Origin of the sequence: Streptomyces sp. NBC_01476 (genome assembly GCF_036227265.1) — a bacterium.
Lineage (GTDB): Bacteria > Actinomycetota > Actinomycetes > Streptomycetales > Streptomycetaceae > Actinacidiphila.
In genome coordinates, this window is the sequence record NZ_CP109446.1 from 5,945,224 (window position 1) to 5,968,266 (window position 23,043).

Annotated in this window: 18 protein-coding genes; 14 read left to right on the forward strand and 4 right to left on the reverse strand. The window is 73.0% G+C overall.

The features are described 5' to 3' along the window. Positions 1-100: 100 nt before the first annotated feature. Positions 101-961, reverse strand: a complete 861-nt coding sequence (locus OG552_RS26080; RefSeq protein WP_329136921.1) for a thioesterase family protein — start codon at positions 959-961, stop codon at positions 101-103. Positions 962-1,147: 186 nt separating this feature from the next. Here OG552_RS26080 and mnmA point away from each other — a divergent pair, with 186 nt between their 5' ends. From mnmA to OG552_RS26145, 13 genes are all read left to right on the forward strand, one after another. Next, positions 1,148-2,242: a tRNA 2-thiouridine(34) synthase MnmA gene (mnmA, locus tag OG552_RS26085; RefSeq protein ID WP_329141139.1), complete on the forward strand. Its 1,095-nt coding sequence runs from the start codon at positions 1,148-1,150 to the stop codon at positions 2,240-2,242. Beyond that, entirely contained in the window at positions 2,239-2,781 is a 543-nt protein-coding gene (locus OG552_RS26090) for a TIGR00730 family Rossman fold protein (protein ID WP_329136923.1), read from the forward strand. The genes mnmA and OG552_RS26090 overlap by 4 nt, the downstream gene beginning before the upstream one ends. Then, the gene (locus tag OG552_RS26095) at positions 2,778-3,467 is read left to right on the forward strand and encodes an SDR family oxidoreductase (protein ID WP_329136925.1); all 690 of its coding nucleotides are present in this window, start codon (positions 2,778-2,780) and stop codon (positions 3,465-3,467) included. Before OG552_RS26090 ends, OG552_RS26095 begins: the two co-directional genes overlap by 4 nt. Positions 3,468-3,662: 195 nt before the next feature. Further along, on the forward strand, positions 3,663-4,889 hold the full coding sequence (locus OG552_RS26100) for a hypothetical protein (protein WP_329136927.1): 1,227 nt from the start codon (positions 3,663-3,665) through the stop codon (positions 4,887-4,889). Positions 4,890-4,959: 70 nt separating this feature from the next. Further along, positions 4,960-5,970: a methionine synthase gene (locus OG552_RS26105; protein WP_329136929.1), complete on the forward strand. Its 1,011-nt coding sequence runs from the start codon at positions 4,960-4,962 to the stop codon at positions 5,968-5,970. Positions 5,971-6,007: 37 nt separating this feature from the next. After that, positions 6,008-8,242: an NAD-dependent DNA ligase LigA gene (ligA, locus tag OG552_RS26110; RefSeq protein ID WP_329136931.1), complete on the forward strand. Its 2,235-nt coding sequence runs from the start codon at positions 6,008-6,010 to the stop codon at positions 8,240-8,242. Between the two features lie 217 nt (positions 8,243-8,459). Then, positions 8,460-10,604, forward strand: coding sequence for a putative bifunctional diguanylate cyclase/phosphodiesterase (locus OG552_RS26115; RefSeq protein ID WP_329136933.1), 2,145 nt, complete (start codon positions 8,460-8,462; stop codon positions 10,602-10,604). Positions 10,605-11,007: 403 nt separating this feature from the next. Next, positions 11,008-11,307 carry an Asp-tRNA(Asn)/Glu-tRNA(Gln) amidotransferase subunit GatC gene (gatC, locus tag OG552_RS26120; RefSeq protein WP_329136935.1) on the forward strand — a complete coding sequence of 100 codons (300 nt, stop codon included), beginning with the start codon at positions 11,008-11,010 and terminating at the stop codon, positions 11,305-11,307. Beyond that, positions 11,304-12,797, forward strand: coding sequence for an Asp-tRNA(Asn)/Glu-tRNA(Gln) amidotransferase subunit GatA (gene gatA / locus OG552_RS26125; RefSeq protein WP_329136937.1), 1,494 nt, complete (start codon positions 11,304-11,306; stop codon positions 12,795-12,797). Before gatC ends, gatA begins: the two co-directional genes overlap by 4 nt. Further along, the gene (locus OG552_RS26130) at positions 12,794-13,060 is read left to right on the forward strand and encodes a hypothetical protein (protein WP_329136939.1); all 267 of its coding nucleotides are present in this window, start codon (positions 12,794-12,796) and stop codon (positions 13,058-13,060) included. Before gatA ends, OG552_RS26130 begins: the two co-directional genes overlap by 4 nt. Positions 13,061-13,086: 26 nt before the next feature. Further along, entirely contained in the window at positions 13,087-14,595 is a 1,509-nt protein-coding gene (gatB, locus tag OG552_RS26135) for an Asp-tRNA(Asn)/Glu-tRNA(Gln) amidotransferase subunit GatB (protein WP_329136941.1), read from the forward strand. A gap of 253 nt (positions 14,596-14,848) precedes the next feature. Continuing rightward, positions 14,849-15,079: a hypothetical protein gene (locus tag OG552_RS26140; protein WP_329136943.1), complete on the forward strand. Its 231-nt coding sequence runs from the start codon at positions 14,849-14,851 to the stop codon at positions 15,077-15,079. Then, on the forward strand, positions 15,076-18,123 hold the full coding sequence (locus tag OG552_RS26145) for a helix-turn-helix transcriptional regulator (protein WP_329136945.1): 3,048 nt from the start codon (positions 15,076-15,078) through the stop codon (positions 18,121-18,123). The genes OG552_RS26140 and OG552_RS26145 overlap by 4 nt, the downstream gene beginning before the upstream one ends. A 185-nt stretch (positions 18,124-18,308) precedes the next feature. Here OG552_RS26145 and OG552_RS26150 read toward each other — a convergent pair whose 3' ends face one another. From OG552_RS26150 to OG552_RS26160, 3 genes are all read right to left on the reverse strand, one after another. After that, on the reverse strand, positions 18,309-19,475 hold the full coding sequence (locus OG552_RS26150; RefSeq protein WP_443071198.1) for a PQQ-dependent sugar dehydrogenase: 1,167 nt from the start codon (positions 19,473-19,475) through the stop codon (positions 18,309-18,311). Between the two features lie 235 nt (positions 19,476-19,710). Continuing rightward, on the reverse strand, positions 19,711-20,778 hold the full coding sequence (locus tag OG552_RS26155; RefSeq protein WP_329136949.1) for an esterase-like activity of phytase family protein: 1,068 nt from the start codon (positions 20,776-20,778) through the stop codon (positions 19,711-19,713). Between the two features lie 148 nt (positions 20,779-20,926). After that, on the reverse strand, positions 20,927-21,919 hold the full coding sequence (locus OG552_RS26160; RefSeq protein WP_329136950.1) for an aldo/keto reductase: 993 nt from the start codon (positions 21,917-21,919) through the stop codon (positions 20,927-20,929). Between the two features lie 114 nt (positions 21,920-22,033). Here OG552_RS26160 and OG552_RS26165 point away from each other — a divergent pair, with 114 nt between their 5' ends. Further along, positions 22,034-22,957, forward strand: coding sequence for a 2-hydroxyacid dehydrogenase (locus OG552_RS26165; protein ID WP_329141141.1), 924 nt, complete (start codon positions 22,034-22,036; stop codon positions 22,955-22,957). The last annotated feature ends 86 nt before the right edge of the window (positions 22,958-23,043 follow it).

Sequence of the window (23,043 nt, forward strand, 5' to 3'; positions counted from 1 at the left end):
GGTGCACCGATTCTACGGCGGCGGCGGTGCCCGGCCGCGCACACGGGGGCGGCCGGGCCGGTGGGAGCCGGTGGGAGATGGTGAGGGCCGGCCGGAGGTGTCAGCCGCGCGGGGCCCTGGCCAGTTGCCGGGACTGGGCGACCAGCCGCCCCGCGCTGTCCCAGAGCTCGCCGTCTTCTTCCAGCAGGCCGCCGGCCAGGTTGCCGGTGCTGAGCGCCACCTGGAGCGGGCCGGGCGCCGGACGGGCGCGCAGGTGCACGGTGAGCTCCAGGGTCGGGGTCCAGCCCTTGAGGCCGAGGTCGAAGGCGGTGGGCGGCAGCGCGTCCACCGCGAGCAGCAGCGAGAGCGGGTCGTGGTCGCGCCCGTCGGCCAGCCCCAGCCAGCCGCGCATCCGCCCCGCGCCCGAGGGTGCGCCGAGCGCCCAGCCGGCGGTCGCCGGGTCGAGCCGCAGGTCGAGACGGTCCAGGATCGCGGTGGAGCCGGTCACCGGGCCGCCGTCGGGGGCGTCCTTGGAGCTGACGCACTGCTCGTAGCCCGGCATCTGCGGCGGCGCGGCGGAGGTGCGGACGTCGTCCGGGAGCGCGTCGAGGTCCCCGTAGGCCGCGAGCACCCGGATCCGCTCCACCTCGCGGCCGTCCTCGCCGGTCTGGAAGAGGGACGCCTGCCCGGTGGACAGCGTCCGCCCGGCCCGTACGGTCTGCGTCCTGATGACGGCAGGGCCCGGCTGCGAGGCGGTGAGGTAGTGCGCGGTGATGGTCAGCGGGTCAGGGTGCGGCAGGGCGTCCCGCAGCGCGCGCCCGATGACGGCCAGCAGATAGCCGCCGTTCACCGCGGAGATGATCGTCCAGCCCGCCGACAGTCCGGTGTCGTACGTCCCCGGTTCGCCGGCCCTCGGCACGACCGCCGTGTCCCGGTCGAACTCGCTGTCCCCGATGGCCACGCGGGCCGCTGCAGTTGCCATGAGTCTGATGTTACCCATCGGTAGGTGTCGGTTGTCCAGGCTCTTCGCGACAACACTGAGCGAACGCTTAGTCTTCCGGACCGCCCGCCCTTTTATTGGGGCGGGGCCGGGAGGCGGGGCCGTTACCCTGGTCGGGTGAGCGAGATTCGGGTTGACGGGCATGAGGGGCAGACAAAGCGGCTGCGGGTGCTGGCGGCGATGAGCGGTGGAGTCGACTCCGCCGTGGCCGCCGCGCGGGCCGCCGAGGCGGGGCACGAGGTCACCGGCGTGCACCTCGCGCTGTCGGCCAACCCGCAGAGCTTCCGCACGGGCGCACGCGGCTGCTGCACGGTGGAGGACTCGCGCGACGCCCAGCGGGCCGCCGATGTGATCGGCATCCCCTTCTACGTATGGGACCTCGCCGAGCGGTTCCGCGCCGACGTGGTGGACGACTTCGTCGCCGAGTACGCGGCCGGCCGCACCCCCAACCCCTGCCTGCGGTGCAACGAGAAGATCAAGTTCGCCGCCCTGCTCGACAAGGCGCTGGCGCTCGGCTTCGACGCGGTGTGCACCGGCCACTACGCCACCGTCGTCACCGCCGCCGACGGCACCCGCGAACTCCACCGGGCCAGCGACGCCGCCAAGGACCAGTCCTATGTGCTCGGCGTCCTGGACGAGCGGCAGCTCGCGCACGCCATGTTCCCGCTCGGCGACACCCTCACCACCAAGGACGAGATCCGGGCCGAGGCCGAGCGGCGCGGCCTGGCGGTGGCGAAGAAGCCGGACAGCCACGACATCTGCTTCATCGCCGACGGCGACACCCAGGGCTTCCTGGCCAGGCACCTCGGCACCGACGAGGGCGAGATCCTCGACCAGGACGGCGCCCGGGTCGGCACGCACAACGGCGCGTACGGCTTCACCATCGGCCAGCGCAAGGGCCTGCGGCTCGGTGTGCCCGCGGACGACGGCAAGCCCCGCTACGTCCTGGACATCTCCCCGGTGCGGAACACGGTAACCGTGGGCCCGGCCGAGGCGCTGGACGTGACGGCCCTCACCGCGATCCGCCCGCGCTGGTGCGGCACCCCGCCGCAGGGCCCGGCCGCGTACACCGCCCAGCTGCGCGCCCACGGCGAGGACGTACCGGTCACCGCCGAACTGCGCGACGGCGAACTGCGTGTCGACTTCGCCGCGCCGGTCCGCGGCATCGCCCCCGGCCAGGCGGTGGTGCTCTACGACGGCACGCGCGTCGTCGGTTCGGCGACGATCGCCACCACGCAGCGCCGGGCGCCGGTGGCGGTATGAACATCTGTGTCTTCCTGTCGGCCGCCGAACTCAGTGAGCAGTACACCGTGCCGGCCAGGGAGTTCGGCAAGCTGATCGGTGCCGGCGGCCACACCCTGGTGTGGGGCGGCTCCGACTCCGGGCTGATGAAGGTCGTCGCGGACGGTGCCCAGGAGGCCGGCGGCCGGCTGGTCGGGATCTCGGTGGAGTTCCTGCACCACGTGGCCCGGCCGAACGCCGACGAGATGGTGATCGCGCGGGACCTCGCGCACCGCAAGGCCGAACTGCTGCTCCGCTCCGACGCGATCGTGATCATGGTCGGCGGCACCGGCACGCTCGACGAGGCCACCGAGATCCTGGAGCTGCGCAAGCACGGGCTGCACGCGAAGCCCGTCGTCCTGCTCAACACCGCCGGTTTCTACGACGGGCTCAAGCAGCAGTTCCGCCGGATGGAGGCCGAGGGCTTCCTGCCGCTGCCGCTCTCCGAGATGGTGTACTTCGCCGAGGACGGCCAGGCGGCCCTGACCTATCTGACGAACTACGTCCAGGAGCAGCGGTGAGCGTGCACCTCGTCACCGGCGCGGGTTCGGGTATCGGCGCGGCGGTCGCAGGCCGCTTGCTGGAGCGCGGCGACGAGCTGTGGCTGCTGGCGCGGGACGCCGGCCGCGCCAGGGAGCTGGCCGGGCGCTTCCCCGGCGCGAAGACGCTGGTCGGCGATCTCGCGGAGCCGGCCCGGCTGTCCTGGGCGCTGGGCCACCAGTCGCCGCCGGACCGGCTGGACTCGCTGCTGCACGTGGCCGGCGTCGTCGAACTCGGGCCGGTCGGTGATCTCACGCCGAAGATCTGGCAGGAGACGCTCGCGGTGAATCTGATCGGACCGGCCGAGCTGACCCGCCTGCTGCTGCCCCAGCTCCGGCTCTCCCGCGGCCACGTCGTCATGGTCAACTCCGGCGCGGGCCTGTCCGCGTCCCCCGAGTGGTCGGCGTACGCCGCCAGCAAGCACGGCCTGAAGGCCCTGGCGGACTCGCTGCGCGGCGAGGAGCACGCCAACGGCGTCCGGGTCACCACGGTCTACCCGGGCCGCACCGCAACCCCCATGCAGCAGAAGGTCCACCGGCAGGAGGGCGCGGCCTATGACGCGTCCCGCTGGATCGACCCCGCGTCGGTGGCGACCGCCGTCCTCACCGCTCTCGACCTTCCCCGCGACGCGGAACTCACCGACCTCACGGTCCGCCCCGGCCACTGATCCGGCGCCCGCCCACGGCCGGGCGGGCGGGCGCGGCGGGTTCGCCGGCGCCCGGGTCCGGTCGTCCGGTCGTCCGGTCTCCGTCGTCCGGGCGGGTGGATCCGCTGCCGAGACTTTGGCATATGAGAAGTTCGTCCGCTTTTCCCGCGTAGCGTCGGCCGCGCCACCACCGCGATCCGAGGGAGCGGACCGACCATGGCGTCAGCCACCGCAGAGGCCGCCCGGCGGGGCGTCGGCGGGGCGCGGCCCGGCCTCCGCAGCCGCGGTGAGGCCGCGCTGCGGCTCGCCGGACCCGCCCTGCTCGGCTACGCGGCGGCCCGCCTCCTCGGCATCGGACTCCTGACCTACCTGGCCGGGCGGCGCGGCGAGTCCCCCGGCACGGTGCTCTACGGATCCTGGGACGCCCGCTGGTACCAGATGGTCGCCGAGCACGGCTACGACCGCGCGGTCACCGGCACCCCGCACACCTGGCACGCCTGGAGCAACCTCGCCTTCTTCCCGCTCTACCCGTGGCTGTGCCGCGCCGCCGACGCCGTACTCCCGCTCGGCATCGCCAGGTCCTCCTGGCTGGTCTCGCTGGACGCCTCCTTCGCCGCCGCCTGGCTGATCTTCCTCGTCGGCAACCGGCTCCACGGCCGGCGGACCGGCACCGTGCTCGCCGTGCTCTGGGGCTGCCTGCCGCACGCGGTGGTGGAGAGCATGGCCTACACCGAGTCGCTCTTCACCGCGCTGTGCGCCGCCGCGCTCCACCTGGCGCTCGGCCGGCACTGGGTACGGGCCGGCCTCTTCGCGGCGCTCGCCGGGCTGACCCGCCCCACCGGCGTCGCCGTCGCCGCCGCGATCTCGCTCACCGCCGGCCTCGCCGCCCTGCGCGGCCTGCGCGAGCGCACCGCGGGCCGGCCGTGGTGGCAGCCGGTGTGGCGGCCCGCGCTCGGCGCTCTGCTCGCCCCCACCGGCTGGCCGGCGTTCGTCGCCTGGGTGGGGCTGCGGCTGCACCGCGCGGACGGGTACTTCGCGGTGCAGGAGGCGTGGGGGAACCGCCTCAGCAAAGGCGGCTATCTGCTGCGCCGGATCCGCTGGGTCTTCCTCGGCCAGCGGGGCGGCGAGGTACCCGTGGCGTATGTCGTGGTGACCCTCGTGGTCGTCGCCTCCTTCGCGCTGGGCGCGCTCTGCCTCGCGCAGCGCCAGCCGCTGCCGCTGCTGGTCTTCAGCATGGCGCTGCTGGCCGTCCTCACCTTCGGCAAGGGCGCCTACATCGCCCGCGCCCGCTTCCTGCTCCCTGGTTTCCCGCTGCTCGTCCCGGTGGCCCGGGCGCTGGCCCGCACCCACATCCGCACCATCGCGTACACCCTGTCCGCCGCCGCCGTCGCCTCGGCGGTCTACGGCGTCCACCTCTCCCTGATCTGGAACGGCCCGCCCTGAGAGCCGACGCCGGGCGGCCGGCGGCCCGCACCCGGCAGAAGGGCGGCGGAGCGTCTCGTACTCTTCCCGGGTGAGCAACGAAGCTGAGTTCAAGCTGCCCGAAGGCGCCGCGACCGGGGTCGGCTCCCTGCCCGGAACCGACGCGCGGGAGGCGGCGCGGGTCGCGGTGGAGGCCACCGGCGACTTCCCGTTCCTGCCGGAGCTGCCCGCGCGCGGGCCCGGCGCGGACATGATCGGGCGGACGCTCGGGATGCTGGTCGAGCTGTACGCGCGGGTGGAGCCGAGCGGCTGGCGCTTCGGCGACCGGCCCGGGCGGGACACCAAGCGGGCCAGGGCGTGGCTGGGGGAGGACCTGGACGCGCTGGAGGAGTTCACCCAAGGGTACGAAGGACCGCTGAAGGTGCAGGCGGTCGGGCCGTGGACGCTGGCCGCGAGCGTCGAGACGCGGAACGGCGAGGCCGCGCTGCGCGACCCCGGCGCCTACCGCGACCTGCGCGGATCACTCGCCGAGGGCATCGGGCTGCACCTGGCCGACCTGGCCCGGCGGGTGCCCGCCGGACGGCTGGTCCTGCAGCTCGACGAACCGCTGCTGACCGATGTGCTGACCGGCCGGGTCAGGACCGCCAGCGGCTACCGGACCTACCGGTCGGTCGACAGGACCGTGGTCGAGTCGGGGCTGCGGGAGCTGATCGAGGCCGCCGGCGTCCCGGTGATCGTGCACTCCTGCGCCGCCGACGTCCCCTTCACCCTGCTGCGCCGGGCCGGCGCGGCGGGCCTCTCCTTCGACTTCTCCTTGCTCACCGAACGTGACTGGGACGCCTTCGGTGAGGCCGCGGAGGGCGGCACCGCCCTCTTCGCCGGTGTCGTGCCGGGCCTGGACTCAGAATTGTCGGACCCTGCCGGTAGCGTCAGTGGTGTTCGGGCGCTGTGGCGCAGGCTGGGACTGGCACCGGGGGCGTTGGGGTCCTCCGTGGCCGTCACCCCGGCCTGCGGTCTGGCGGGGGCCTCGCCGGCCTATGCCCGTGCCGCCCTGGTGCACTGCGCGAAGGCGGCACGCTCGCTCGTCGACAACCCTGAGTGACGCCCTGAGCGACGCCTGACCGAGGAAGGACGGAATCGTGGCAGCCCTGGAGGACGCACAGCCCGCGGAGATCCCCGCCGAGGCCCGGGAGCGGCACGCCCGGCTGGCCGAGCAGATCGAGGAGCACCGCTTCCGTTACTACGTCAATGACGCACCGGTCGTCAGCGACGCCGACTTCGACAGGCTCCTGCGGCAGCTGGAAGCGCTGGAGGAGGAGCACCCGGGCCTGCGCACCCCCGACTCGCCCACCCAGAAGATCGCCGGGGCGTACGAAACCGAGTTCACCTCCGTCCAGCACCGCGAGCGCCTGCTGTCGCTGGACAACGCCTTCACCGACGAGGAACTCTCCACCTGGGCCGACCGGGTGGCCGCCGAGCTGGGCCCGCCGGACAACGACCGCAGCCCGTACCACTTCCTGTGCGAGCTGAAGGTCGACGGCCTCGCCGTCAACCTCACCTACGAGAACGGCCGGCTGACCCGCGCCGCCACCCGCGGCGACGGCCGCACCGGCGAGGACATCACCCCCAACGTGCGGACCATCACCGGCATCCCCGACCGGCTGGCCGGCGACAAGGTGCCCGAACTGGTGGAGATCCGCGGCGAGGTCTACTTCCCCGGCGAGAAGTTCGAGGAGCTGAACGCCCGGCTGGTCGAGGGCGGCGACAAGCCCTTCGCCAACCCGCGGAACGCGGCGGCCGGTTCACTGCGGCAGAAGGACCCCCGGATCACCGCGGGCCGCCCGCTGCGGATGGTGGTGCACGGCATCGGCGCCCGCCAGGGCTTCACCATCGACTGCCAGTCGCACGCCTATGAACTGCTGCACGCATGGGGCCTGCCCACCGCCCGCCACAACAAGGTGGTCGGCTCGCTCGACGAGGTGCGGGAGTTCATCACCTACTACGGCGAGCACCGGCACGACGTCGAGCACGAGATCGACGGCGTGGTGGTCAAGGTCGACGAGATCCCGCTGCAGGGCCGGCTCGGCTCCACCTCCCGGGCACCGCGCTGGGCCATCGCCTGGAAGTACGCGCCCGAGGAGGTCAACACCAAGCTGGTGGAGATCCGGGTCGGCGTCGGCCGCACCGGCCGCGTCACCCCGTACGCGGTGGTGGAGCCGGTGACGGTGGCCGGCTCCGAGGTCGAGTTCGCCACCCTGCACAACCAGGAGGTCGTCAAGAAGAAGGGCGTCCTCATCGGCGACACCGTGGTGCTGCGCAAGGCCGGTGACGTGATCCCGGAGATCCTCGGCCCGGTGGCGGACCTGCGGGACGGCAGCGAGCGGGAGTTCGTGATGCCCGCCGAGTGCCCCGAGTGCCACACCCCGCTGCAGCCCATGAAAGAGGGGGACATCGACCTGCGGTGCCCCAACGCCCGCACCTGCCCCGCCCAGTTGCGCGAGCGGCTCTACTACCTCGCCGGCCGCCGCTGCCTGGACATCGAGGCGTTCGGATATGTGGCGGCCACCGCGCTCACCCAGCCGCTGGAGCCGCAGAAGCCCCCGCTGGAGAACGAGGGCGACCTCTTCGGCCTGAAGATCGAGGAACTGCTGCCGATCCGCTCCTACGTCCTGGACCAGGACACCGGCCTGCCCAAACGCGACCCGGAGACCGGCGAGCCGAAGACCGTCACCTTCTTCGCCAACCAGAAGGGCGAGGCGAAGAAGAACGCGCTGGCCATGCTGGAGAACATCCAGGCCGCCAAGGACCGCCCGCTGGCCCGGATCATCACCGGTCTGTCGATCCGCCATGTCGGCCCGGTCGCGGCCGAGGCGCTGGCCCGCGAATTCCGCGACCTGGACCGGATCAGGAACGCCGAGGAGGCGGAACTCGCCGCCGTCGACGGTGTCGGGGCGACCATCGCCGCGTCGGTGAAGCAGTGGTTCACCGAGGACTGGCATCTGGAGATCATCGAGAAGTGGCGGGCCGCCGGGGTGACGTTCACCGAGGAGGGTTCGGACGAAGGGCCGAGGCCACTCGAAGGGGTGACGGTGGTGGTCACCGGAACGCTGACCGGGCATACCCGGGATGGCGCAAAAGAGGCCCTGGGCAGCAGAGGCGCGAAAGTCACCAGCGCGGTTTCCAAGAAAACGGACTTCGTGGTGGTCGGGGACAACCCCGGCTCAAAGTACGACAAGGCAGTACAGCTGAAGGTGCCGGTCCTGGACGAGGAAGGCTTCGAGGTGCTGCTCGGGCAGGGCGCAGACGCCGCGCGGGAGCGCGCGGTGAATCCGGTGGAATCCGCAGCAGAAGAAGAGGCGAATCCAGCGGAATAACCCGAACATGTCACCCGATCGGCCCATATCAGAATACGGTGATTGCCCTGCTCCCATTCGGGCAATGGCAGCGGATCGGTGCCCGAGGGGGCGTCTTCCGGCCTACTGTTGAGGAGCGCGCCCGCCGGGAACCAACCTTGCAGCCGGCCGGGAGGCCGGGGCCGAGGGCTCCGGCGTGGCGGGTCACCTGCGTCACCAGGCTGGGAGAGGGACGGGCATGGAAGCGACGGAGAGCGCCGGAGGGGTGCCGCTGGCCGGCAGCCCACCCGTGCCCGTACTCCCCGCGGTCCCCCGGCCCTTCCTCCGCATGGCCGTACCGGCAGTGGCCGCAGGCGCGCTGACGGTCTGTGTGATCCGGATGCTGCACCACGGCAGTGCGCTCTTCCCCGGCGGCACCATCGGCTGGGCCTTCGCCGTACTCACCGGGATCATCGTCGGCCATCTGGTGGCCATGGGCCGCGACCGGTGGTGGGGCGGCACCGGCTCCGGCGCCGCCCTCACGCTGGCGGTACTGCTGCTCTACGGCTGGGTGCCCGCCGTGCTGGTCAGCCTCGCGGTGGTGCTGCTGGTCGGCGCCGCCCGCCGGCACCGGTGGCGGCAGGCCGCGCTGCACGCCGCCATCGACATCCTCGGCATCGGGGCCGGCGCGGTCGTCCTCGACCTCTTCGGTGCCCACCCCTCGGTGGAGAACCCGTGGCGGCCCGACGAGTGGACCCCGTCCGCCACCGGCATCATCGTCGTCGCCGCGCTGGCGTACCTGGCCGGCACCCGGGCGCTGCTGTGGTGGACCTTCGCCCCGCGCGGCGGCGGACTGCCGACCGTGGCCAGGACCGCGCTGCTGCGGCAGGGCATGGTGGGCGGCGCGCTGCTCGGCATCGCACCGCTGATCCTGGTGGTCGGCTGCGACCGGCCGCTGCTGCTCCCGCTCTTCGCGGTGCCGCTGATCGCGCTGGACTCCACGATGTGGATCGCGCATGCCCGCGCCGAGGAGCAGTTGCGCGACCCGCTGACCGGCCTGCCCAACCGCCAGTGGCTGCTGGAGCGGGCGTGGAGCGCCCTCGACACCGCGCAGGAGAAAGGCGAGCGGGTCGCCCTGGTGCTGATCGACCTGGACAAGTTCCGCTCGGTCAACGACACGCTCGGGCATCTGGCCGGTGACCGCCTGCTGCTGCAGATCGCCGACCGGCTGCGCCTCGCGCTGCCGCGGGGCGCGGAGGCGGCCCGGCTCGGCGGGGACGAGTTCGCGGTGCTGCTGCCCAGTTGCGACTCTCCGACCCGGGCGCAGCGGGTGGCCAGGGCACTGGTGGCGGCCCTCGGGTCACCGCTCAGCCTGGACGGACTGACCCTGGAGCTGGAGGCCAGCGCCGGGGTCGCGGTCTTCCCCGACCACGCGGTCGACGCGGAAGGGCTGCTGCGGCGGGCGGACGTGGCGATGTACCAGGCGAAGCGGGACCGCAGCGGCGCCGAGGTGTACGAGGCGAAGCGGGACGCCAACACGCCCGACCGGCTCGGGCTGCTGGGGGATCTGCGCAGGGCGCTGGACTCCGGGCAGGTCGAACTCCACTACCAGCCGAAGGTCCGCTTCGACGGGCAGGTGGCCGGGCTGGAGGCGCTGGTGCGGTGGGTGCATCCGGAGCGGGGGCGGGTGAACCCGGAGGAGTTCATCGGCATGGCCGAGACGTCCGGGCTGATGCCGCAGCTCACGGAGTACGTGCTGGAGACGGCGCTGGCGCAGATCGCCAAGTGGCGGGCGATGGGGCTCGATGTGCCGGTCGCGGTGAATGTGTCGCCGCGCGACGTGCACAGTCCGGGGTTCGCCGGGGCGGTCGCCGCGCGGCTGGCGCGGCATCAAGTGCCGCCGGGATCACTGCAGTTGGAAATCACCGAAACGGTTCTCCTGGAGGATCCGCAGCAGGCCGCGGACACGCTCAACGGGTTGACCGGGCACGGCGTGAAGATGTCGCTCGACGACTTCGGGACCGGGTACTCCTCGCTGGTGCATCTGCGGCGGCTGCCGGTGAGCGAGCTGAAGATCGACCGGTCGTTCGTGGCCCGGCTGGTCATCGACCCGGAGGACGCGGAGATCGTCCGCTGCACGATCGACCTGGCGCACTCGCTGGGGCTCCTCGTCGTCGCGGAGGGCGTCGAGGACGACGAGACGTGGGAGCGGCTGCGGGAGCTGCGGTGCGATGCGGTGCAGGGGTGGCTGGTCGCCGCGGCGATGCCGCCGGACGAGGCCACGGCGTGGCTCCGTGCCCGCGGCACCCGCGGCTGGCAGCGCCCCGCCCTCCTCCCCCCGCCCGAGCCCGAACCCGAACACGCCCCCATAGCCGACGCCCGCCCCTCCGCCCGCCCCACCTAGCCCCCCGGCGGGCCCGCCCCCTTGCCCCGCCGCCGCGGCGGGACGCGGATCGTGCCTTGCCGGCGGTGCCGAACCGGCGGCCAGCGGGTTGCGGTCCGCCGGACACCGCCGGTTCCCGCGCCGTCGGCCGTCCCGCCGCCGCGGCGGAAAAACGGTTCCGGGCGTCGGCGCTCTTCACCCCGGGGGCTGCTGGGGGCGAGAGGGCGCCCCCTTGCTCCGCCGCCGCGGCGGGACGCGGATCGTGCCTTGCCGGCGGTGCCGAACCGGCGGCCAGCGGGGTCGCGGTCCGCCGGTCACCGCCAGCGGCGGCGCGGCGGGGGAAAGCGGGTGCGGGGGGTTGGGGGTGGGAACGTAGGATTGAGTCGCACTGACGACACCCAACCCCGCAGAGGATCGCAAACGCATGCCTGGCATCACGCGCGAGGAAGTCGCCCACCTCGGGCGGCTCGCCCGGCTGGAGCTGTCCGGCGAAGAGTTGGACCACTTCGCACAGCAGCTCGACGACATCATCGGGGCGGTCGCCCGGGTATCGGAGGTGGCCGGGCAGGACGTGCCGCCGACCTCGCACCCGCTGCCGCTGACCAATGTGATGCGACCGGACACCGTACGGCCGTCCCTCACCCCGGAGCAGGCCCTGTCGGGCGCCCCCGCGCAGGAACAGCAGCGTTTCAAGGTCCCGCAGATCCTCGGGGAGGAGTCGTGACCGACATCATCAGGCTGACCGCCGCCGAGACCGCCGCGAAGATCGCCGCCGGCGAGCTCACCGCCGTCGAGGTCACCGAGGCCCACCTCGCCCGGATCGAAGCCGTGGACGAGAAGGTGCACGCCTTCCTGCACGTGGACCGCGAGGGCGCGCTGGCCCAGGCCCGCGCCGTGGACGCCAAGCGAGCCGCCGGCGAACCGCTCGGCCCGCTGGCCGGCGTCCCGCTGGCGCTGAAGGACATCTTCACCACCGAGGGCGTCCCCACCACCGTCGGCTCCAAGATGCTCGAAGGCTGGATCCCGCCGTACGACGCCACGGTCACCAAGAAGCTCAAGGCCGCCGGCGTGGTGATCATCGGCAAGACCAACATGGACGAGTTCGCGATGGGCTCCTCCACCGAGAACAGCGCCTACGGCCCCACCGGCAACCCCTGGGACCTCACCCGGATCCCCGGCGGCTCCGGCGGCGGCAGCGCCGCGGCCCTGGCCTCGTACCAGGCGCCGCTGGCCATCGGCACCGACACCGGCGGCTCCATCCGGCAGCCCGCCGCCGTCACCGCCACCGTCGGCGTCAAGCCGACCTACGGCGGGGTCTCCCGTTACGGCATGGTCGCCTTCTCCTCCTCGCTCGACCAGGGCGGCCCCTGCGCCCGTACCGTGCTGGACGCGGCCCTGCTCCACGAGGTGATCGCCGGGCACGACCCGCTGGACTCCACCTCCGTCGACCTCCCCGTCCCGCCGGTGGTCGAGGCCGCCCGCAGCGGCGACGTCAAGGGCCTGCGGGTCGGCGTGATCAAGGAATTCGGCGGCGAGGGCTACCAGTCCGGTGTCGTCCAGCGGTTCAACGAGTCGGTCGAACTGCTCCGCGAGCTGGGCGCCGAGATCGTCGAGCTCTCCTGCCCGTCGTTCACCTACGCGCTCGCCGCGTACTACCTGATCGCCCCCTCGGAGTGCTCCAGCAACCTGGCCCGCTTCGACGCGATGCGCTACGGCCTGCGGGTCGGCGACGACGGCTCCCACTCCGCCGAGGAGGTCACCGCGCTGACCCGCGAGGCCGGCTTCGGGCCCGAGGTCAAGCGCCGGATCATCCTCGGCACGTACGCGCTGAGCTCCGGCTACTACGACGCCTACTACGGCTCGGCGCAGAAGGTCCGCACCCTGATCACCCGGGACTTCGAGAAGGCGTTCGAGCAGGTCGACGTGATCGTCTCGCCGACCACCCCCACCACCGCCTTCCCGATCGGCGAGCGCGCCGACGACCCGCTGGCGATGTACCTCGCCGACCTGTGCACCATCCCGGTCAACCTGGCAGGCAACGCGGCCATGTCCCTGCCGTGCGGCCTCGCCCCGGAGGATGGTCTCCCGGTGGGCCTGCAGATCATCGCGCCCGCACTCAAGGACGACCGGCTGTACCGGGTGGGCGCCGCCGTCGAGGCCGCCTTCGTCTCGAAGTGGGGCCACCCGCTACTCGAGGAGGCACCCCAGCTGTGAGCACCAAGCAGAGCGCCGAGAAGAAGAGCACCGTCGCCAAGGCCAAGGGCTTCAAGAAGAGCAAGCCCGGCACCTACCTGGCCATCGGCACCTCGCTGATCAGCGCCGTCACCAACATCAAGCGGGCCAGGGCCGCACGCGGCGAGAGCGACACGCTCAAGCTGGTGGACGCCGTCGTCAGCGCCGCCGCCATCGCCACCGGGGTCGTCCTGCTCGTCCGCGAACTGCGCCGGATGAACGACGACGACATCCTGACGGACTGACCTGAGGATCGAGAGGTAAGAGGACTGTGACCGTCACGGATCTGCTGTCCTACGAGGACGCACTGGCGTCGTACGACCCGGTGATGGGCCTTGAGGTCCATGTCGAACTCGGCACCAGAACCAAGATGTTCTGCGGCTGTTCCACCGAACTGGGCGCCCCGCCCAACTCGCAGACCTGCCCGACCTGCCTGGGCCTGCCCGGCGCGCTGCCGGTGGTCAACGAGATCGGCGTGGAGTCCGCGATCAAGATCGGCCTCGCGCTGAACTGCGAGATCGCCGAGTGGTGCCGCTTCGCCCGGAAGAACTACTTCTACCCGGACATGCCGAAGAACTTCCAGACCTCGCAGTACGACGAGCCGATCGCCTTCAACGGCTATCTGGACGTCCAACTGGAGGACGGCGAGGTCTTCCGGGTGGAGATCGAGCGCGCCCACATGGAGGAGGACACCGGCAAGTCCACCCACATCGGCGGTGCGACCGGCCGGATCCACGGCGCCTCGCACTCGCTGCTGGACTACAACCGGGCCGGTATCCCGCTGATCGAGATCGTCACCAAGCCGATCGAGGGCGCCGGTGAGCGGGCGCCCGAGGTCGCCAAGGCGTACGTCGCCGAGCTGCGCGAGCTGATCAAGGCGCTGGGCGTCTCCGAGGCCCGGATGGAGATGGGCCAGATGCGCTGCGACGTCAACTTGTCGCTGCGCCCGCACGGGCGGGAGAAGTTCGGCACCCGCAGCGAGACCAAGAACGTCAACTCGCTGCGCAGCGTCGAGCGGGCCGCCCGGTACGAGATCCAGCGGCACGCCGCGGTGCTCTCCTCCGGCGGCACCATCGTCCAGGAGACCCGGCACTTCCACGAGGAGGACGGCTCCACCACGTCCGGCCGGATCAAGGAGGAGGCCGAGGACTACCGGTACTTCCCCGAGCCCGACCTGGTGCCGGTCGCACCGCCCCGCGAGGTCGTCGAGAAGCTCCGCGACGGCCTGCCCGAGCTGCCGCGGCTGCGCCGCAAGCGCCTCCAGGAGAGCTGGGGCATCGCCGACCACGAGATGCAGTCGGTGCTCAACGCCGGCGCCCTCGACCTGATCCTGGCCACCATCGACGCCGGCGCCGACGACGCCTCGGCCCGTAAGTGGTGGATGGGCGAGCTGGCCCGGCACGCCAACGAGTCCGGCACCGAACTGGCCGAGGTGCCGATCACCCCGGCGCAGGTGGCCCGGGTCTCGGCACTGGTCGCGGCCGGTGACCTCAACGACAAGCTGGCCCGCCAGGTCATCGAGGGCGTACTGGCCGGCGAGGGCGAGCCGGACGAGGTGGTCGACAAGCGCGGTCTGAAGGTCGTCTCCGACGACGGGGCGCTCGGCGCCGCGGTGGACCAGGCGATCGAGGCCAACGCGGCCGTCGCCGAGAAGATCCGCGGCGGCAACATGGGCGCGGTGGGCGCGCTGATCGGCGCGGTCATGAAGCTGACCCGCGGCCAGGCGGACGCCAAGCGCGTACGCGAGCTGGTGCTGGAGAAGCTGGGCGTGCAGGGCTGACGCAGGGCTGACGCAGGGCTGATCCGGCGCTCATCCGCACCGGCGCAAGACTGCCACCAGGGCGGTATCCCGTACCGACGGGGTACCGCCCTATGCCGTTCCACCGCCGTCTAAGGCACTCGCCCGGCGGATGAGGCGGGCGCCTGAGTACCCGGGGCCCGCGGAAGTTCGGGAAGGTGCCCGATGTGGGGGACCCCCCTTGGAGACCAGGCTGAGTACAGAAAACAGCAGCCGGATCCAAGGAGAAGACAGGATGTTCGCCTACGAACTGCAGCAGGCCCGCCAGAGCGAGCTCCAGCGGCGCGCCGCGGAGTGGCGGCTGGCCCGCGACGCCAAGGCGGCCCGTACCGCCCGGCGCCGCGCCCGCCGGGCCCAGGCCCGCTCGGCGGTACGCACCGACGCCGAGGGGGCGCCTTCCCCGGGCTCGCACCGCCGCCCCCTCGGCCGGCTGCGCCGGGCGCCGCACCCGCGCGGCGCCGCATGACCACCGGAGTAATCGCTGTCGTGGCGCCGGACCCGCGTGACATGCTCGACGGTGTGCAGACGCAGTCCCTCAGCCCCGTGTTCATCGGCCGTGACGCCGAGCTGACCAGGCTTGCCTCCGCACTGTCCGCAGCCCACGGGGGCCGGCCGCAGATGGTGCTGATCGGCGGTGAGGCGGGCGTCGGCAAGACCCGCCTCACCGAGGAGTTCCTGGCCGCCGCCCGGGCGGGCGGCGCGGTCGCCGTGGTCGGGGCGTGCGTGGAGATCGGCGCGGACGGACTGCCGTTCGCGCCGGTCTCCACCGCGCTGCGCGCCCTGTACGGCGCGCTCGGCGCGGAGCTGACGGCCGCCGCGGCCGGCCAGGAGGCCGACCTCGCCCGGCTGCTGCCGGAGCTGGGTGTCCCCGGCACCGCCGGGCGCGCCGCCCGGGACCCGCACGACGAGGACGGCCGGGTCCGGCTCTTCGAACTCACCGCCCGGCTGCTGGAGCGGCTGGCCGCCGACCGCACCCTGGTGGTCGTGGTGGAGGACCTGCACTGGGCGGACCGCTCCACCCGCGAACTGCTCGCGTATCTCTTCCGTTCGCTCCAGCGCGCCCGGCTGGTCGTCGCGGCCACGTACCGCGCCGACGACATCCACCGCCGCCACCCGCTGCGGCCGTTCCTCGCCGAGACCGACCGGCTGCGGACCGTGGAGCGCATCGAGCTGTCCCGGTTCAGCCACGACGAGGTGCGCCGCCAGCTCGCCGCGATCCTCGCGGTCGAGCCCGAGGATGCCGTGGTGGACAAGGTCTTCGCCCGCTCCGACGGGAACCCGTTCTTCGTCGAGGAGCTGGCGTGCGGCATCCGCGGCGGCTGCGCCACCGCCGGGATCAGCGCATCGCTGCGGGACCTGCTGCTGGTCCGGGTCGAGGCGCTCTCCGACGACGCCCAGCGGGTCGCGAAGTTCGTCGCCGAAGGCGGCAACACCGTCGAGTACCGGCTGCTCGCAGCGATCTGCGGGCTCGGCGAGGACCAGCTGATCGACGCGCTGCGCGGCGCGGTGGGAGCGAACATCCTGCTGCCCGACAACAGCGGCGACGGCTACCGCTTCCGGCACTCGCTGGTCCGCGAGGCGGTCGGCGACGACCTGCTGCCGGGGGAGCGCAGCCGGATCAACCGGCGGTACGCCGAGGCGATCGAGGCGGACCCGTCGCTGGTCCGCGCCGACGAACGCGCCACCCGGCTGGCCACCTACTGGTACGCCGCGCACGACCCCGCCAAGGCGCTGCCCGCGGTGCTGCGCGCCTCCGTCGAGGCCCGGCACCGGCATGCCTACGCCGAGCAGTTCCGGCTGCTGGAGCGGGCGTTGGAGCTGTGGGACGAAGCACCCGGGGAGGTACGGGCGGCCCTGCGGCCGCTGGACTACGCCGAGGCGTATCCCTCGTGCGAGACGTGCGACGCCGCCACCCCGCTGAGCTTCCTCGACCTGCTGGCCGAGATCACCGTCGCCGCCCGGCTCGGCGCGGAGCCCGAACGGGCCTACGCGATGGCCAAGCGGGCCCTGCGGCAGATGGAGCGGCAGGGGACCGTCGATCCGCTGCGGGCCGCCTGGTTCTGGTCCCAGCGGTCCCGGCTCACCGAGGACCTGGGCCGCGGCGACGGCTGGGAGGAACTGTCCAGGGCCCGGGAGCTGGTCCGCGGGCTGCCCCCGTCAGCCGCGCACGCCGAGGTGATGGCGATGATCGCGGGCTGGATCGCGGTGCACAAGTCCGGCAGCGACGGCGTCGCGGCGGCCGGCCGCGCGGTCGAACTCGCCCGCCTGGCCGGCGCCCGCGACACCGAACTGCACGCCCGGGTCACCCTCGGGCTGCTGCAGGCGGACGGCGGCGACATCGAAGGCGGCCTGGCCGAGGTCGAGGAGGTACGGCGGCTGCTCGCCGGCGAACCGTCGCCCGGACTCGTCGCCCGCACCTACGGCAACCTCTCGTCGGTGCTGGAGGGCGCGGGCCGGTCGGCGGAGGCGCTGCGGCTCAGCCGGGAGGCGCGGACGCTGATCGGCGAGGGGATGGTGCACACCACCCGCTCCTGGCTGCTCACCAACGAAGCGGAGTCGCTCTACGCGCTCGGCCGCTTCCCGGAGGCCGCGGTCGCGCTGAGCGAGGCACGGTGTTCGGCCGAGCGGCCGTTCCTGCGGGCCGGGATCGAGATGTACACCGCGTTCGTGGGGCTGGCGGTCGGCGACACGGAAGGGGCGGTGCGCGGCCACGCGGCGGCGGCGGAGCTGCTGCGGTACGACACGCAGCCGCAGCATCTGATCCCGATGCGGGCGCTGGCGCTGGAACTGGCGGTTGCCCAGGGGCGTTTCCAGGACGCCAGGAGGGAGCTGCTGGCCGCGGTCGACGTGGGCTTCCCGGCCGGGACGACCCGGTTCGGCTGGCCGCTGCTGGTGGCCGGCGCGGCGGCCGAGGCGGACAGCCCGGGACCGGCCGCGCCGGAGGTGCTGCGGCGGATCCGCGGCGCGGCGGAGGAACTGCCCCGGCCCACGTCGCTGTGCGCCGCGTACGCGCTGCTGCTTGCGGCGGAACTGGCGCGGGCGGAGGGGCGCGTCGAGGTGTCCTTGTGGGCGGCGGCGGAGGCGGCCTTCGTCCAGCAGGAGCGGCCGGTGCGGCTGGCCGAGGTGCGGTACCGGTACGCGGAGGCGCTGCTCGGCTGCGGGGCGGACCGGCGTGCTGACGCGGCAGGACTGCTGGCGGCGGCGCACGGCACGGCGTCCGCGGCGGGGGCCGCGCCACTGGCCGACCGCGTCACCCGGCTGGCCCAGCGGGCGCGGCTCGCCCTGACCCAGGCGCCCGCGAATCCGCTCGGGCTCACCGCCCGCGAGCGCGAGGTGCTCCGCCTGGTCGCCGACGGCCGCACCAACCGTCAGATCGCGGAGGAGCTCTTCATCTCGCCCAAGACCGCGAGCGTTCACGTCTCCAACATCCTCGCGAAGCTTTCCGTCTCGACCCGGGGGGAGGCCGCTGCGCTCTCCCACCGGCTCCAGCTGTTCGCTGCGGCGGGCTGAGCGGGAGGGGGGTGGGCCGGTCGCGGGGCACGGTGCGGCGCCGTCGTGGCTGGTCGCGCGGTTCCTCCCCCGGACTTCGTCCGGGGGTGCCCCCAGCGCCCCTTGGGGGGGCGGTTCCGTGGGTGGTCGGGTGTCGGGCGGTGGTGGGTTCCTCGCGCCCCTTTGTGGGGCGGTTCCGTCGGGGATCAGGTGACGGAGACGCGGAGGATGCGGTCGTCGGCGGGTTTGGGGGTGCCGCGGTTGTCCGTGTTGCTGGTGGTCAGCAACAGGGTGTGGTCGTCGATGGCGATCACCGAGCGCAGCCGGCCGTAGGTGCCGTTGAAGAAGGACTGCGGCGCCGCCGAGGGCTTCGTGCCGTCGAGCGGGATGCGCCAGAGCCGTTCACCGCGCAGGCCCGCCATCCAGACGCAGCCCGCCGCGTAGGCGATCCCGCTGGGGGACGCCTCGTCGGTGTGCCACTGCTCCACCGGGTCGATGAACCCCGCGTGGTGGGCGATGCCCTCGACCGTGGGCCAGCCGTAGTTGCCGCCCGGCTTGATCAGGTTCAGCTCGTCCCAGGTGTCCTGGCCGAACTCCGAGGCCCACAGGTTGCCCTGGGCGTCCCAGGCGAGCCCCTGGACGTTGCGGTGCCCGGGGGAGTAGACGAGTGAGCCCGGCGTCGGATTGTCCTTCGGCGGCTGCCCGTCCGGCGTCATCCGCAGGATCTTCCCGGCCGGGGTCTTCATGTCCTGGGCGAGCCCGCGCTGCCCGGTCTCGCCCGTACCGGCGTAGAGCATGCCGTCCGGCCCGAAGGCGATCCGCCCGCCGTTGTGCAGCGTCCCGGTCGGAATGCCCCGCAGGATCGTGTCGGGCGCCCCGAGCTGCTCGCCCCGGGGCCGCGAGGGGTCGTAGAGCATCCGCACGATCCGGTTGTCGGATTCGGTGCTGAAGTACGCGTAGAGCAGGTGGTCGGAGCCGAAGGAAGGGGAGATCGCCAGCCCCAGCAGCCCGTTCTCGCCGCCCTGCGTGTGGGCCACCCCGGGCACGGTGCCGATCTGCGTGACGGTGTGCTTGTCCACGTCGACCCGGGAGATCCGCCCGCTGTCGCGGGAGCCCACCAGCAGTGACCCGTCCGGGAGTTGGACCAGGCCCCAGGGAGAACTGAGCCCGGTCGCCACCGTCCCGGTGACCTTCGCCGTACCCTTCGCGGGTGCCGGCGAAGGGCTGGCACTCGGCGCCGGCTGGGACGTCGCGGGCGCGCTCGCCCCGGTCGAGCCGGCCGCTGATGACGACGGCGGTGCGGTCGGCAGCAGCGGCCCGCTCGACGAGCACCCGGCCAGCAGCAGCACCGCCGAGGTCCCGGCGGCGGCCACGCCGAGTGCGGCACGGCGGTTACGGTGAGCGGTTCCCTTCACGGTGGTCACCTACCCAGCACACCACACATGGACCCGACCCCGCGCGGCGTTCCGGTCCGTCCCGGGGATCCGGGGGCCCGGGCCACGCGAAGCCGATCGCCCGGTGCGGGTCGCGGGGCCGTCCCGGGGGTCGCCCGGGGCGCGCGCGGACCGCCGGGGCGGGGTCCGCACGCGTCCGGCTGCGGCACCGGCCTTACGGGCGGGGCAGCTTCGCGGTCAGCGAGTACAGCCGGGTGGTCTGCACCGGGTTCTCGTTGTCGTCGCTGACCAGCAGCACCCCAAGGCGCCCGTCCCGGGTGTGCCCGGTCACGGTGACGCCCTCGATGTTGTCCAGCAGCGGGTTCGGCTGGACCTGCTTGGTGGTGGCGCCCAGTGACGGGCACGCGCCGATGTCGGCGAGCAGCGATCCGCCGGCGAACCGCACCCCGCGCCGGTCGTCGGTCAGGTTCTGGATGCGGCTGACGTCGGTCGCGTGCCGCAGGTCGGCCACGTGCAGGTGGACGGTGTTGCCGACGTTGGGGGTGTAGGTCCGCTCCAGGACGAGCAGCCGGCCGTCACCGGTGGAGGTGATGTCGGGGATGTCGAGGCCGGGGTCGGTCCGGAAGGCGTACTGCGGGCCGAGCCGGAAGCGGTCGGAGTTGCCGACCCGCTCCCAGGTCTGGAAGCGGCGGATGTCGGGGCTGTCGCCGGTGAGCGCGCCCTCCATGGAGGCGACCAGGGTGCGGTCGCCGGGCAGCAGGGCCATTCCCTCGAAGGTCAGGTTGTGCGTCGCCCGGCCGGCGGGTGCCACCTTGAGGGAGTCCGGCACCGGCAGGGTCTCCAGGGGCTTCCCGGAGCGGCTGAACCGGACGATCGACGGCTGGGTCTCGTCGGTCACCAGCCGGGTGCCGTCGCGGTCCACCGCCACCGCCTCGGAGTCCAGCGGCGAACCGTCCTTGTTGGCCAGCGGCTGGACGGCAAGCGGCTTGAAGCTGTGGGCGTCGAGGGTGAACAGGTACGAGCCGTCGTCCACCGCGAGCAGATGGCCGTTGGTGTCGTAGGTCAGGCCGGACAGCTCGGCGACCGGCACGCCGTCCAGCGTGGTCTTGTCGAGCTTGTCGGTGAAGCTGTCGATCGTCACCGAGGGGGAGCAGGCGTTCGGGGCAGGGTGGTGGCCGCCGGGGTGTCTCGCGGTGTGGGCCTGGGCGGACGGCACGGTGACAGCGAGTGATGCCACTGCCGCCACCAGCGAGGCGGCCAGCGGGAGAAGACGTTGACGCACGGATGGGTCCTTTCGAATTCCGGTGCGGACAGCGGGAGTTGGCGACACTCTGGTCTACGCGCGTCGCGATGCGCGTTACAGGCTCGTAAAGACTTTTTGTTGAATTGCCCTATGCGGCTTGGAGGATGGGACAAAAGACGGACCCGGTCTACTCCCATGAACCCCGCGCCGCGGGCAACTCCGCGATCTCCGCCAGATCCGCCGCGCTCAGCGTCAGCCCGGCCGCCCCCGCGTTCTCCACCGTCCACCGCGCCGACTTCGCCCCGGGTATCGGCACCACCCCCGGCGCCTGCGCCAGCGTCCACGCCAGCGCCACCTGCGCGGCGGTCGCACCGTACCGCTGCGCCACCCGCCGCAGCCCGGCCACGATCGGCTGGTTCGCGGCCATCATCTCCGCGGTGAAGCGCGGATGCCGGGCGCGCAGGTCGTCCGGTTCGAAACCGCCGCCCGGGGTGAGCGTCCCGGTGAGGAAACCGTTGCCCAGCGGCATCGCCGCCAGGAAGCCGACGCCGTGGGCGGTGCACCACGGCAGCAGCTCGTCCAGCGCCTCCGGGGCCCACACCGAGAGCTCCGCCTGGACCGAGGCGACCGGGAACACCTGCTGGATACGCCGGAGATGGCGGATCGTCTCGTCGTGCAGCGCGGCCCCGGTGCGGCGGTCGCCCCGCGCGCCGACCGCGCACAGGCCGAGCGCCCGGACCTTGCCGGCCGCGACCAGTTCCGCCATCGCGCCCCAGGTCTCCTCCACCGGCACCTCGGGGTCGACCCGGTGCAGCTGGAAGAGGTCGATCGTGTCGGTCTGCAGCCGCCGCAGCGAGGCGTCGCAGGCCCTGCGCACGTACCCGGGGCTGCCGTTGGCCACGATGTGCTGCTCGCCGACCAGCAGCCCGCACTTGGTGGCGACGAACGCGTCGGCCCGCCGCTCCTTCAACACCCGCCCCAGCAACAGCTCGTTGGTGAACGGGCCGTACATGTCGGCGGTGTCCAGCAGTGTGGTGCCCGCGTCGAGCGCGGTGCGCACCGCCCGCAGCGACTCCTCGCCGTCCTGCCGCGAGCTGCTGTACGCCCAGCTCATCGGCATGCACCCCAGACCGACGGCGCCCACGTGGAGTGCCGTCGCCCCGACCGTCCTGCGCTCCACCCGTGTGACCTCCCTTGCGCCGCCCCACTGTGCCATAGCCTCCTGACCATGACCGATTCAACCCAGGGCCAGAACAACCGGAGCACCGACCAGAGCAGCGACCCGCGCCCCCAGGTGTGGCTGTCCGTCCCGCCCGCGGAAGTCGACGGGCTGCCGGACGCGTACCGCTACGTCCACTGGGACGGCACCGACGAGGAGTTCCCCGCCGACCCCGAGGACGCCGTCTTCTATGTCGTCCCCTACATGAAGGGCCCGGCGGCCGGCGCGCTCCCGCTGCCGCGGATGCGCAACGTCCGGGTGATCCAGACGCTGAGCGCCGGTGTCGACCACATCGCGCCGCACCTCGGCCAACTGCCGCCCGGCGTGAGCCTGTGCAACGCCCGCGGGGTGCACGAGGCCAGCACCGCCGAACTCGCCCTCACCTTGATCCTCGCGTCGCTGCGCGGCATCCCCCGCTTCGTGCACGGCCAGGACAACGAGAAGTGGTACGCCGGTTTCTACCCCGCGCTGGCCGACCGCACGGTGCTGATCGTCGGCTACGGCTCGATCGGCGCGGCCGTCGAGGACCGTCTGACCGCCTTCGAGTGCGACGTGGTCCGTGTCGCGCGCACCGCGCGGTCCGGGCCGCGCGGTCCGGTGCACGCCATGGACGAGCTGCCCGGCCTGCTGCCGGCCGCCGACGTGGTGGTGCTCACCACCCCGCTCACCGAGCAGACCCGCGGGCTGGTGGGCGCGCCCTTCCTCGCCGCCATGAAGGACGGCGCGCTGCTGGTGAACATGGCCCGCGGCCCGGTGGTGGACACCAAGGCGCTGCTCGCCGAGGCCGAGTCCGGCCGGCTGCTCGCGGCACTCGATGTCACCGACCCCGAACCGCTGCCGCCGGGGCACCCGTTGTGGCACGCGCCCGGCGTCCTGATCAGCCCGCACGTCGGCGGCAGCACCTCGGCGTTCCGACCGCGGGCACACCGGCTGATCCGTGACCAGTTGTCCCGGTTCGCGGCCGGTGAACCGCTGGCGAACGTGGTGGCGACGAGCTGACGGACCGGTGGCCCGGGGAAGTGCCGAACGGCCCCGGGTGACTGCACGCCGTGTCCGCCAACACCCTTGTGATTACGCTCAGTAGA